The 13,639-nt window shown below is 49.8% G+C and carries 9 protein-coding genes; 7 read left to right on the forward strand and 2 right to left on the reverse strand.

The window, feature by feature from the left end; genetic code table 11:
- Window positions 1-28: 28 nt before the first annotated feature.
- Window positions 29-2,647: a helix-turn-helix transcriptional regulator gene (locus FIV08_RS18765; protein ID WP_104270339.1), complete on the reverse strand. Its 2,619-nt coding sequence runs from the start codon at window positions 2,645-2,647 to the stop codon at window positions 29-31.
- Window positions 2,648-2,869: 222 nt separating this feature from the next.
- On the opposite strand from FIV08_RS18765, the gene FIV08_RS18770 reads away from it, so the two are divergent.
- From FIV08_RS18770 to FIV08_RS18800, 7 genes are all read left to right on the forward strand, one after another.
- Window positions 2,870-4,093, forward strand: a complete 1,224-nt coding sequence (locus tag FIV08_RS18770; RefSeq protein ID WP_199185490.1) for an alkane 1-monooxygenase — start codon at window positions 2,870-2,872, stop codon at window positions 4,091-4,093.
- A gap of 137 nt (window positions 4,094-4,230) precedes the next feature.
- A complete protein-coding gene (locus FIV08_RS20005) occupies window positions 4,231-4,749 on the forward strand; it encodes a rubredoxin (protein WP_011783984.1) in 519 nt (172 codons plus the stop codon).
- Between the two features lie 51 nt (window positions 4,750-4,800).
- Window positions 4,801-6,255 carry an aldehyde dehydrogenase family protein gene (locus FIV08_RS18780; RefSeq protein ID WP_011783983.1) on the forward strand — a complete coding sequence of 485 codons (1,455 nt, stop codon included), beginning with the start codon at window positions 4,801-4,803 and terminating at the stop codon, window positions 6,253-6,255.
- 27 nt (window positions 6,256-6,282) lie between these two features.
- Window positions 6,283-7,881: a GMC family oxidoreductase gene (locus tag FIV08_RS18785; protein WP_091642703.1), complete on the forward strand. Its 1,599-nt coding sequence runs from the start codon at window positions 6,283-6,285 to the stop codon at window positions 7,879-7,881.
- 37 nt (window positions 7,882-7,918) lie between these two features.
- Window positions 7,919-9,604 carry a long-chain-fatty-acid--CoA ligase gene (locus FIV08_RS18790; RefSeq protein ID WP_227714495.1) on the forward strand — a complete coding sequence of 562 codons (1,686 nt, stop codon included), beginning with the start codon at window positions 7,919-7,921 and terminating at the stop codon, window positions 9,602-9,604.
- Window positions 9,605-9,689: 85 nt separating this feature from the next.
- On the forward strand, window positions 9,690-10,361 hold the full coding sequence (locus FIV08_RS18795; RefSeq protein WP_091642699.1) for an OmpW/AlkL family protein: 672 nt from the start codon (window positions 9,690-9,692) through the stop codon (window positions 10,359-10,361).
- 388 nt (window positions 10,362-10,749) lie between these two features.
- Complete coding sequence (locus FIV08_RS18800) at window positions 10,750-11,778, forward strand: IS630 family transposase (RefSeq protein WP_054645368.1); 1,029 nt, start codon at window positions 10,750-10,752, stop codon at window positions 11,776-11,778.
- A 548-nt stretch (window positions 11,779-12,326) separates the two neighbouring features.
- Here the strand turns inward: FIV08_RS18800 and FIV08_RS18805 are convergent.
- Window positions 12,327-13,577 (reverse strand): NAD(P)/FAD-dependent oxidoreductase, encoded by a 1,251-nt coding sequence (locus tag FIV08_RS18805; RefSeq protein WP_091642696.1) that lies wholly within the window; start codon window positions 13,575-13,577, stop codon window positions 12,327-12,329.
- Window positions 13,578-13,639: the final 62 nt, after the last annotated feature.

The following is a 13,639-nucleotide window of genomic DNA, read 5'->3' on the forward strand; positions in this document are numbered from 1 at the left end:
GCTCGATTCCTCTTTTGTTTTTGTAGCACTATAAAAGTCCGCGCAGTCGAGCTTCAGTGACTGCCTGAACCCGGTTGGTTACTTTAAGTTCGCTGAAAATCTTCTTCATATGCCATTTGACGGTATCCTCCGTCACAAGAAGCCGTTCAGCGATTTCTCTGTTGGTCATTCCGTTGCTTACGCATTTCAACAGAGAAATCTGCTTTATCGTGATGGTTGAGTGGGCATTGCCGGGCACAGGTGGCACGCTGGAGTCTTCTATTCTGACATCGGGATCCTTCGTAGCTTTAGCTTCAGAGTCGTCTGGCAGATCGTTAAAAAGATCCTGAGCAAGGGGGCTAAGAGAAAGTAGCGCTTCTTTGATCCAGAGCCGTGTGAAGTGACAGTTCAAATGTTCCGAAAGTAGGTTTGCATCAAGAATCATGCGCTTCGCCGATTTTGATGAACCGAGGGCAAACGCTGCCAGGGCCTGACAATAGTGGGCGGCGATCCTGGTTCTAGCGTCTGAAATTGCGCTGGCGCTTTGTAGTGCTTGTTTGGCATATTTTTCGGCGACACCAAACTGTTTCCCAAGCCGTAGTCTATACATTGAGGTTACCAGGGCCATACGTGCTTGAATGGCCTGGTTTTGATTTGGCAGGAACGTCAGCTCACATTCATCGGGGAGTATAGGTGGACCCAATTCCTCGTTGTTCAGGAGAGTAAACTCAGCTAACTGAACTTTAGTCAGGATATTTAGACGAGAGAGCTCTCGCTCGCAGGAGGCTAAGCGGGATTGTTCCAACAAGGCCATGGCTCTATCTCGGAACCCTTGGTGGTACAGAAAACGGCTGTAGGCCTGTGTACACCCCCACAGAATATCTGTAACGCCATAGTTCAAAGCGAAATCGAACGAAGCCTGTGCAGATTCCTGGGTAACCAGGTGATGGTTCTGTTCGTGCAGGATTTGTAACTCAAGGGTGCCAAACATTTTATTTAAAAAAGTTTTTGGCACCTGAATCTTTTCTGCTGTTTTATTCGCTTGAAGCAACACACTCCTTGCTCGGGCGATGTCCCCCTTGAACAGTTCACCCTGAATTTCTGCAGTTTTAAGCCAAATAAAAGCGTAATGTTGATTGGATGACTGGATGGCCACAGCCGCTCGATGGGACAATCGCTCCAACTCTTCAAAATGGCGTCCACTGGAGGCAATGAATGCCTGGCAAGTAAGTGCTGCGCCTTTGCCAACCATGTTACGGTCGCCAAAGGCGTCTATCCATTTTTGACAGAGAACCTGACTCTCCAGTAATTTATCCTGTGTAGCTTTGCCTATCGCATTAACCAATTCCCGCCATCCTTCCTCATCAAGATCGCCCACCCCCCTGGAGCTCGGATGAAGCGAACTAACCAGTATTTCCTCTGCTTGACGAGCTTGTTGGCTGAAATACAAAATCCACGCGTAACCTATGCTCAAGGCAGCGATTTTTTTTATCGTACGAGCCGGTACTTTTCCAAACCAGGTACGAAGTACTTCGATTTCACCCTGTCTGAGTGCCACGTCCAGGATAATGCTGTCACTTACGACGCGAGCCCATCGATGGTCACTGGCTTCCAGAGCTGCATTGATTGAATGGAGGTACTCTCCCCTACGCCAATGCCAGAACGCGACCCGTTTCAGTACATACGAGCGACGTTCTCGTTGGGTGGTGTTAAATAAACTACGCAAATACTCTCGCAGCACAGGGTGCATATCCATACGATCAGCAGAAGTCCCGGTGGGAGCTAAAAGAGCATAATGTTCGTTAAGAAACGTAATTTCCCGGTCGGCCTCTTCTGTCTTATAGACATAGCCATAGCATTCAGCGCTGATTACTTCGAGCATCGCTGCATTGCAAAGAAAGGTCCTCGTACTATTGGGTAACGCAGTTAAGAGGTTGTCCCTGAAATACGAGCGAGTTTCCGGCCAAGTCGCTGCGGGGAGATTTGGGTTTGGGGTTCGGCACATAAGCCTGACAAGTGCTGGCCATCCACCGGTCGCTTTTATGATGTTGCTGGCTTCGGGGCCACCCATACCCGATAATTCACTAACCTCCTCTTCTGTAAATACAAGTTCATCAGCACCATACGTTACAACACCCGCCATCATAGACAAACGTGGCAACGCCCCGACGCGACTCGGTGCAATGAAAAATTTCACATTGCTCGGTGTTTCACAGATTAAATCCTCAATCAAATCCGCGGTATGTTTAGCCTCGCCAACCCCATCAAGGCAAATTCTTATCGTCTTTTTTGCATTACACAGTGCGTTTCGAAGAACTTCGATGGTGTCGATGTCACTTTTTATCGTGCGCCAGGATTCAACTCCTTCGAGTTGATATAAAACTAACGCTGCAAACAAACTGCCATTAACGTCACATGAGTCAGGGCACGACCGGGTATTGATATAAACGGCGCTCTCAAGTTCCAGTTCGCGAGTGTTTGCTGCCAAGGCCACTTGTACAGATTTTCCATAGCCTGGCGGGGCCCGATACAGAACTACCTTTGATTCAGGCGTAGCAGAAGCGCTCAGGCAATAGCGGTCTAAACACCCTTGAGTAATGAAACACTGACGAGCCCACATCCTTTCAGACATCCTCCGACACCAGTCTTCCAAGCTATGGCGGGTCATGACAATCCGATCTCCTGCTTCGTCTCCCCGAAACGCGAGGGCGCTATGGGGTGAAAGCATATTGATAGATGTCTAGTGCGAAAACTACCCCTTAGAGTAGTTGTTTGATCTCCGGTTCTGGCCAAACCTGTTCATGCCTACAACTTGTCCGTTCACCTGAGGGACTCGGTGTTCGCACAATGTAGAAAAATGATCAAGCTGAAAAACAATAAGGTGATCCTAATGTCAATGTCAGAAAATGTCTTAACAACAGAGTCTCTTCAGAGAGACCCTGATGCCGAAGGTTATGTGGACAGAAAACGCCACCTGTGGGTCCTTTCTGTGCTGTGGCCAGCGACGCCTCTTATTGGCCTTTATTTGGTATCCCAAACTGGATGGAGCATTTGGTACGGATTGGTGTTGATCCTTTGGTATGGCGCAGTTCCCTTGATTGATGCCATGTTTGGAGAGGATTTTTCCAACCCCCCCGAGTCGGCCGTGCCTCGGCTTGAACAGGATCGTTACTACCGGGTACTGACCTACTTAACTGTTCCTATTCATTATGCGGCCTTGATTGTCAGTGCCTGGTGGGTATCCACGCAACCAATGAATGTTTTCGAGTTTCTGGCATTGGCCCTTTCCCTGGGAATCGTGAATGGTCTGGCTCTGAACACAGGCCACGAACTTGGCCATAAAAAAGAAACGTTTGACCGTTGGATGGCGAAGCTTGTCCTCGCCGTGGTCGGATATGGTCATTTCTTCATTGAGCACAATAAGGGGCATCACCGTGATGTGGCTACGCCGATGGACCCGGCGACATCCCGCATGGGTGAGTCCATTTACTCATTCTCACTGCGTGAAATTCCCGGTGCTTTCAAGCGGGCATGGGATTTAGAGGAACAGCGCCTCAGTCGTTGTGGAAAAAGTGTCTGGAGCCTGGAGAACGAAGTTCTTCAGCCTATGATTTTGACCGCTGTGCTTTATGCGGGATTGCTGGCGTTTTTTGGTCCCTTAATGCTGATCTTTTTGCCCATTCAAATGGCCTTTGGCTGGTGGCAGCTGACCAGCGCCAACTACATTGAGCATTACGGATTGCTGCGCGAGAAGATGTCGGATGGACGTTATGAGCGTCAACAACCGCACCACTCATGGAACTCAAACCATATTATGTCGAACCTGATTCTGTTTCATTTGCAACGACATTCCGACCATCACGCCCATCCTACAAGGTCCTATCAATCGCTTCGCGACTTCAAAGACCTGCCTTCCTTACCATCGGGATATCCCGGGATGTTCCTGGCCGCAATGTTTCCCTCATGGTTTCGTTCGATAATGGACCACCGGGTGCTGGATTGGGCTAAAGGAGATCTCGATAAGATTCAGATTCAACCCGGCAAGCGTGAATTCTATGAGCGTAAATTTGGTGGGACTGATTCTGAATCAGTCGATACCGCCGCGGCTAAATGATCGGCTAATCGGAACTTATATACCTCGTTTACTTTATTTACGTTGCAGAAAAAGAGCCTCTGACGTGCACCTGAAAGAGGGTGCGCGTCGGGCGCTACCAAAACAAAGACAATAATATCGTTTGAAAGGTGCTCTAAATGGCTAAGTATCAATGCCCTGATTGTGGTTATGTATACGACGAAGTGGTTGGTGATCCGCACGAAGGCTTTCCTGCAGGAACGACATGGGAAAAAATTCCTGAAGACTGGTCCTGTCCAGACTGTGCCGTCAGGGATAAGGTTGACTTCGTTGCGCTTCAAGAAGCGAACCCGGAACTTTCGGTGTCCGCAACCAATACAGCGGTCCGCCCTGCCAGCCAAGCTAAGACCGAGGGAGCATCGCAGAAAGCAACGGGCGCATCTACTCCTTCAGCTAAAAATAAAACAAAGCCCAAAGCGAAACCCAAGCCTAACTCTTCAAAATCGCCGAAAGACTCGACTCAAAAAGATACCTATCGGAAGTGGGTCTGCATCACTTGCGGCCATATCTACGATGAAGCTCTCGGAGATGAAGCCGAAGGCTTCCCTGCCGGCACTCGTTTTGAAGATATTCCAGACGATTGGTGCTGTCCGGACTGTGGTGCCACAAAAGAGGACTATGTCCTCTATGAAGACTAGTAATCCGATGGAAAATAACAACAGTCTCGTTCGGCAAGAGGTGATTTTATAATGCAGATTGCTAGTCTGGCGAAGGTTGGGCTGCCCAATGTGTCAACCAGCGATACGATTGATTCAACGTTCGCGGCCCTACAGCGGGCACAACTTGCGCGTCGCGGAAGTTTTACCTTGGAGGCTCGAATAGCGCAGCTCGACCAGCTGCGGGATTCAATTAAACGCTACGAATCAAACATCATTGCGGCTTGCGCGGCGGACTTTCGAAAACCCGCTCCAGAAGTCAAATTAACTGAACTCCTGCCGGTGCTTCAGGAAATTCGACACACTAAAAAACACTTGCGTAAATGGATGCGTCCGAAGCGAGTGGCTGCATCCGTTGGTGTTCTGGGCACGAAATCTTATGTTCGGCCAGAACCAAAGGGAGTGTGCCTGATTATTGCACCGTGGAATTATCCGCTCAATCTTGCGCTCGGACCTCTCGTCTCAGCGTTGGCTGCAGGGAACGGAGCCATCATTAAACCCTCGGAAATGACACCACATACCTCAAAGGTGATTGCCAACATTGTCGCCGAAACCTTCCCTCCCGATCTGGTTTCCGTGATTGAGGGTGATGCCGCGGTAGCGCAGAAACTGTTGGCCTTACCCTTCGACCACATATTCTTCACGGGCAGTCCTGCGGTAGGCAAGGTGGTCATGGAGGCTGCCGCCAAGAACCTTTCCTCAGTGACACTGGAATTGGGGGGTAAGTCCCCGACCATTGTTGGCCCAGATGCCAACATAAAGAGGGCTGCGAGAAACATTGTCTGGGGTAAGTTTGCCAATAATGGACAGACCTGTATCGCCCCAGATCATGTTTTTGTGCACGTTAATATCGCAGATCAATTCAATGAAGCACTTAAAACGGAAATTGGGCGAGTCTATGGAAAAACACCAGAAGCCCAGAAATCGACCGCCGACTATTGCCGGATTGTAAATCGACGTCATTTCCAGCGAGTTTCAAACCTGATAGATGATGCCAAAAACAAAGGTGCAAGAGTCTTTGAAGGCGGTGTTACAGATGCTGAAGAGAATTTTATTGCTCCGACGTTGATTTCAAATGTATCGAGCGACATGGATATTTCACGTGAGGAGTTATTCGGCCCGATCTTACCCGTTATTGAATTCGACGATATTGATCTGGTTATCAAGAAAATCAACGATAACCCTAAACCGCTTGCGCTTTACATATTCGACAAAAACGAGGCTTTTGCCACGGATATTATCGAGCGAACGAGCTCCGGCGCTGTAGGAGTCAACCTTACAGTTGTGCATTTTCTACATCCGGGCCTGCCGTTTGGTGGAGTTAATAATTCCGGGATAGGGGCGGCACACGGTGAATACGGTTTCCGCGCTTTTTCGCATGAAAAGGCGTTGATGGAGGATAAACATTCTCTTATGCATCTTCTTTTTCCACCCTATACAGCCTGGGTCCGGCGTCTTATAGAGGCTGCTGTTCGTATTCTGGGCTGAGTATAATCAAATAATAAGAGAGTTATTATGTACGATTACATTATTGTCGGTGCGGGATCGGCGGGCTGTGTATTGGCCAATCGGCTTACGGCGGACTCTTCAAAGCGAGTAGCGTTGCTAGAAGCGGGCCCAAAGGATAAAAATCCACTCATACATATGCCTATAGGTATAGCACTCCTTTCCAATAGTAAAAAGCTGAATTGGGCTCTTGAAACCGAACCTCAAGAACATCTGAAGGAGCGCCGCCTGTTTTGGCCTCGTGGGAAAACACTTGGCGGGTCCTCTTCTATCAACGCCATGGTCTATATCAGAGGTCACAAAGCCGATTATGACCACTGGGGTCAAGTTGCCGGGACCGACCTCTGGGGATGGGATCGCGCTTTAAAATTGTTTCGTCGACTGGAAGATAATAAACGTTTTGGCGCAGATTCTTACCATGGGGAGGGCGGTGAGCTCACCGTAAGTGAACTCAAATCAGTCAATCCGTTGAGTCGAGATTTTGTTCGAGCGGCACCTCATGTAGAGCTCCCGATAAACACGGACTTTAATGGAGAGACGCAAGAGGGATTGGGACTCTACCAGGTGACACAAAAAAATGGTCGCCGTTGGAGTTCAGCGCAGGCATTTCTGCGTGTCGCGGAGAACCGGCCTAATCTTGATGTGCTAACGGACGCGCGGGTAACCCGGGTGGTAATGGACGGTAAGCGGGCAGTCGGCGTGACACTGAACCAGGGGGGCGAATATCGCCAGCTTAGACTCAATAACGGCGGTGAAGTCATATTGTCTGGTGGTGCGGTTAATTCACCACAACTACTTATGCTTTCGGGAATCGGTGATAGCGAAGAGCTTGGAAAACACGGGATCCCCCTTGTGCATCATCTTCCTGAGGTCGGCCAGAATCTGGTTGATCATTTGGATATTACGATCATGCACGCGGCAAACTCACGTTTGCCCATTGGCGTTGCTCCCAGTTTCCTGTTTCGGGGCGTGAGCGCATTATTCTCATATATCTTTGCGCGACGTGGATTTCTTACCAGTAATGTTGCCGAGTCCGGAGGCTTTGTTAAATCCGAGCGCTCGTGCGAACGGCCAAATGTGCAATTCCACTTTTTGCCAACTTACCTGAAGGATCATGGACGAAAAGTGATGGCCGGGTATGGGTACACCTTGCATATTTGCGATCTAATGCCCAGAAGCCGCGGTTTTATTGGTCTCAAAAGCCCTGACCCATTGGCCGACCCGTTGATTCAACCCAATTATCTCAGTAACCCCGAAGACATCAAAACAATGATCTCGGCCGTTAAATTTGGACGACGGATACTCGGGGCACCAACAATGGCTTTACATAGTAAACGAGAAATTAAGCCCGGAAACTCGGTGTCTTCGGACAGTCAGATTGCGGACTTTATCCGGGAAAATGCAGAGACTATTTACCACCCCGTTGGCACTTGTCGTATGGGCGCGGATCCGGATTCAGTCGTTGATCCGGAATTAAAAGTCAGAGGGATTGAAGGGCTAAGAGTTGTCGATGCCTCGATAATGCCCAGTTTGGTTGCCGGTAACACCAACGCACCCACCATGATGATTGCCGAAAATGCAGCCGACATCCTCTTGGGAAATGTTTAGGTTCAAACCCGGATTATGCCTTCTACATTGGACCTTAATGACGCCAGATACTCGCGTCAACCAACTACAAAAACGACAGGAGATAAACGTGCTTGGCCAAATGATGAACATGGAGCTCACCGTGAATTCCTTGATCGACCATGCTGCTCGCTACCATGGAGACGCTGAGATTGTGTCGATAGGAACGGATGGAAATCCCAGTCGATCTGACTGGGCAACTGTTTCGGAGCGGTCGCGACAACTTGCGTCAGCGCTTCGAACGGCAGGCTATGTCCAGGGGGATCGGTGCGCGACCATTTGTTGGAATAACGTGGGGCACCTGGAATGTTACCTTGGCATCTCTGGTGGCGGGATGGTGTGTCACACCATTAACCCGCGACTGTTTCCAGAACAACTCGTTTACGTTATCAACAATGCTCAAGACAAAGTCATATTCTTTGACAAAACGTTCCTTACCATTGTTTCAAATATCCGAGACCGACTGGAGACGGTTGAGAAATTTGTATTGATGTCCGAACCGGACGAAGAAATTGCAGCGCAATTTCCAGGCTTGTTGTTTTATGAAGAGTTTCTCCAGCGAGGAACGCCTAACGCGAATTGGCCTGAAATCGCCGAAAACCAGGCCTCAAGCCTCTGCTATACATCGGGCACCACCGGAAATCCCAAAGGGGTGCTCTATTCACACCGCTCCACCGTTCTGCACGCGCTGGTAGCTGCTCAACCCGACGCACTGAATTTATCGGCACGGGACGTGGTGATGCCGGTTGTTCCTATGTTTCACGTAAATGCGTGGGGGGTACCCTACATTACGGCGATGGTTGGAGCCAAACTGGTGTTGCCTGGTCCTGGCCTGGATGGGCAAAGTTTGGTCAAGCTGATCGATTCAGAAAGCGTAACGATTGCGCTGGGTGTGCCTACGATTTGGCAGGGACTTCTCTCGGCTTTGGACGAGCTTGGCTCCTCGGCACAGTCGCTTAAACGGACGGTGATAGGGGGTAGCGCTTGTCCGCCCTCAATGATGTCGGAGTTTCGTGGTAAGTATGGCGTAGAAGTTGTCCATGCATGGGGAATGACAGAAACATCACCGATCGGGACCGTCAACGCACTGCTGTCGAAACACAATACTCTTTCGGAGGAAGGAAGAAACAAAATCCGTGAAAGCCAGGGACGGCCTCCCTACGGGGTGCAGCTCAAAATTGTAGGAGAAGACGGTCATCAACTGCCCGAAGATGGCATTGCTCAGGGAAATCTCCGCATCCGTGGTCATTGGGTGGTAGCCGATTACTTCGGTGTTGAACCAAATCAGACTCTTGAGGAAGACGGTTGGTTCGAGACAGGTGATGTTGCTTCGATCAATGATGATGGATTTATGACAATACGTGACCGCTCAAAAGATATTATTAAATCTGGTGGTGAATGGATATCTACAGTCGAATTGGAGGGAATCGCAATGGGCCATTCTGCCATCAATGAAGCTGCCGTAGTGGCGGCCTCCCATGATAAATGGGACGAACGACCGATCCTGTTGGCAGTAAAAATACCCGACGCAAATATTACTGAGGAGGAACTTCTTGCTCATTATCAGGGGAAAGTCGCCAAGTGGCAGATCCCGGATCGCGCGATCTTTGTGGAAGGATTGCCACGCAATGCCACTGGGAAAGTATTAAAAAACAAGCTGCGTTCTGAGTATGGGGAAGTATTAGTCAGTAAACCGGCAAGCTAGCATCAATGAGTGACATTTGTGTTACGAAAAATTGCAGTTTTACCTAAAGCCAATTTGTTTTAATACCAAAAAGGATAATAAAAAAATGAAACCTAAAATAATTAGTAAAGTCTCGTTAGTGGCGTTCCTTTTACTTTCACTTGCTGCGAGCCTGGCCAACGCTCAATCTGAGCCGGTTTACAGTAGAGGCGACTGGGTGGTTGGGCTGAATGCCACTAGAGTTCTAACCGATGAAGATTTGCGATCAGCCTCTGCGGGGGGTGCCCCCGTTCCAAATTCCAACCTGTCTATTAACAACGATACGACCATATCATTCGACGTGTCGTATTTTCTGAGTAATCAGCTGGCATTCAACATTTTTGGCGGCATTCCCGCTAGTGCGGACCTCCAGGGCGAAGAGTCTCTCTCCGGTCTTTTTCTTGGTCAAACAGATTATGGTCCGGTAATTCTTTCGCTTCAGTATCATGTCTTGACGGGTAGCAACTTCTCTCCGTACTTTGGAGCGGGTGTAGGACGGATTCTCTTTTTAGATGAAAAGGATCGCGCACTAACCGACTTCGACGTCGAAGATACATGGGCCCCTGCGGTTCAGGCTGGTTTTCGCTGGAAGATACACAATAACTGGTCGGCAAATTTTGACGTTAGATATGCACCCTTCAAGGCGGATATCACCGGTAACCTGGGCCCGGCCCCTGTTCAGGCAGAAGTGGAAGTGGACCCCACTATCGTGAGCATCGGAGTCGCATATCGCTTTTAAATGCCAAGTATACCAACCGTCTGCATTTGCTGGTCGCTTTCAGCAACCTGCTGATTGATAAAAAACCTGCAGCGTAAGACCAATGCGCCCCTTTTCCGCCAAGATTGCGGAAAAGGGGCAAAAACCAGCGGTTATTCAGATCTTCCTTAGGTATATAGCCCCAGCCTTATACATCATTTAAAGGTCTCGTATCGTTTAGTCGAGTAGTATATAGCCATCAGGACCGGCACGTCCTTACTATAGAAAACCTTTTCAGTAGTCCCGCAAGTTTCATTTAATCGAGCAAGTGTCTTAACATTAATACCGCTCGCACTAATGGGTTCGAAAGTAAGCGAACATCATTTATAATGTAGGCTCCGTTCGCCAAGCTTATCGGATATTTACACACATGCGCCACGATGACGGTCGTAAACTTGATCACAAAACATTAGAAGCCATTCGCGTTCGCGCCGTTCAACGGGTCATGGATGGCGAGAGTCCAGAAGTCGTCATCAAAGCGCTGGGGATGAGCCGAGCACGAATCTATGAATGGCTGGCTGCCTACCGCGAGGGTGGCTTTGACGCGCTCAAGGCCAAGCAGATTTCCGGTCGTCCCAAGAAACTGAGCGGTGCTCAGATCCGGGAGCTGTATATCTGGATAACGACCTTTACGCCGGACCAGTTGAAGTTTGATTTTGCCCTGTGGACTCGGGGCCGAGTGCGTGAGCTCATCCGGCAAAAGTTCAACGTCCGGTTAAGCGATGTCTCGGTCGGTCGTCTGCTTCGAAACCTGGGGCTGACGCCTCAGAAACCCCTGCATCGGGCCTACCAGCAAAAGCCAGAGGCCGTGAAACAATGGAAAGAAGAGACCTACCCGGAAATTCGCAAGGAAGCAAAAAAAGTCGGCGCCACCATCTATTTCGGCGATGAAGCCAGCATTCGGTCTGATTATCACAGTGGCACCACCTGGGCACCCAGGGGTGAAACTCCGATCATCCGTAATACGGGCAGTCGCTTCAGCATCAATCTGATCTCGGCCATCTCGCCTCGCGGCGAGCTTCGCTTTAAGACCATTCAGGGCAACATGAACACCGATGCGTTTCTTGGTTTCCTCAAGGCTCTGGTGCAAGACGTTGACAAGCCGGTTTTCCTGATCCTCGATAACCACCCGGTTCATCATGCTCGTCGGGTTCGAGACTATGTTGAGAGTCTCGACGGCAAGCTCAGGTTGTTCTTCCTGCCGCCGTACTCGCCGGAGCTGAATCCTGACGAGTCTGTTTGGGGCTATATCAAATACCATCACGTCGGTAAAAAGATCATTAACAGCAAAGAACAACTTCGGAGCACTGTTTACCGGCAGCTTCGACGTTTGCAAAAATTGCCACGACTATTGAAATCGTTTTTTGGCCATCCGGATTTGGCTTATATCTCCGGGTAATGTTCGCTTACTTTATTTCGAATTAGTAACTATCGGTTCTTGATGTCCACCATCAATAAGCCGGAATCTTACTGTGTTTGATTTACACACCGCTTGAAGCTTGCAGTCTGAAAAGCCCTGTCTTGGCTGCCACCACCCATCCGCATGAAAAAGCATATGCTCAGATGAACCAAAACAAGAGGTCGACACCGAATGGGCGATGTTGCTTATGAAGGATTGAGTGATCGGAACCTCTACCCATAATGGCCGATAGAGACTTCGCTTTATCTTTGTGGATAAAATCAAGTTCATATTTTCGTCGGTAATTGCAAGGTGAGGTTATTAGTGGGATATATAGAGAATTATTTCACCGCTATGGTGCTCTCGGTTTACCAGAGCAACAGTAATGTGTCTGGCTACGGGAAATTCCGCCGGTTGTGGCTCACGCATTCTTTGCGCTCACTGAAAGCTGTCGGTCGTAGGATATGATATCCATAGGCCGTATGAGTTGTGCATTGCTTTCGCAATTTTGGGCAAACTAAGGGCACAGCTCTACTCGGTCGTCAATTTCAATTTATGGACTGACCGCTCACCAAGGACTTCAGTTCAATATCCGGATCCTTCAACATTTCAGGATTGACCTGCCTGCGTTGTTGAACGAGGGTCTTGCCGACCATAAAAGCGATGGGCAGGTTAACCGCATCAACAGCAATGACACAGCCGTCGCGGAGATAAAACACCGCAAATCCCTTGTCTTCCGGGCTTCCGCGCAGCACACGCTGATCATGATATTGCGACAACCCCACCATCTGCAGACGCACGTCATACTGGTTCGACCAGAACCATGGAGCGCTATTATAGGGTTTCTTCTCGCCCATCAGGGTTGCCGCCACTGTCCGGGCCTGATCAACCGCGTTGGCGACAGATTCAAGGCGCTGCATCTTCTCGAAGAAAAGATTCCGGTGGCGGGTACAGTCGCCGATCGCCAGGATGGCTGGATCTTCTGTGCGGGTAAACTCGTCAACAATAATGCCGTCATCACAGGGCAGGCCGGCGGCCTCAGCCAGGGCGGTTTCTGGCGCCACACCCACTGAAACGAGCACTATGTCGGCCGGTACAGTGCCGCCGCTCGCCAATGTCACGCCAGCCACATGCCCCTGATCGCTAGCTTCGAAACCGGTTACCGCCGTGTTCAGGCGTAGATCCACGCCAGCGTTACTGTGTTTGGTGTAAAAAAACTCCGACATTTCCGGGCCTGTTACACGCTGCATAAGACGCTCGGCCGCTTCCAGTACCGTGACATCAACGCCTTTTTTGGTAGCGCTGGATGCCACTTCAAGGCCAATGTAACCACCACCCACGATGACCAAGCGTTTCCCCGGAACCAGTTGTTCACGCAGGGCATCCGAGTCAGCTATGTCATGTAGGTAATGAATGCCCTTCAAGTCAGCCCCGGGTGCGTTCAGGCGTCGAACGTGTGACCCCGTGGCCAGGACCAGTCGATCGTATTTCAATGTGCTCTGGTCCGACAAACTGATGGTCTTGTTGTCCCGATCAATTTGTTCGGCACGTACACCGAGCCGCAACTGATGGCCGGCGTTCTCGTACACCGAGCGCGGCTTGAGGTACAGCGACTCCTGATCCACCTCGCCTGCCAGGTAGTTCTTGGACAGGGGCGGCCGCTGATAGGGTGGATGTGGCTCTTCGCCCACCAGGACCACTTCATGTTGATATTTCTTTTGCAGCAAGGTTGTCAGGAGCGCACCTGCTGCGTGCCCGCCGCCAACGATGACTGTCGTCTCTTTCTGTTGGTTTGCCATAGCCTGTCTCTTTCTACTGTTCTTTGGAATCAGATTGATCAGAAGTCCAGATGCCAACTGAG

Source organism: Marinobacter sp. THAF197a (assembly GCF_009363275.1).
GTDB lineage: Bacteria > Pseudomonadota > Gammaproteobacteria > Pseudomonadales > Oleiphilaceae > Marinobacter.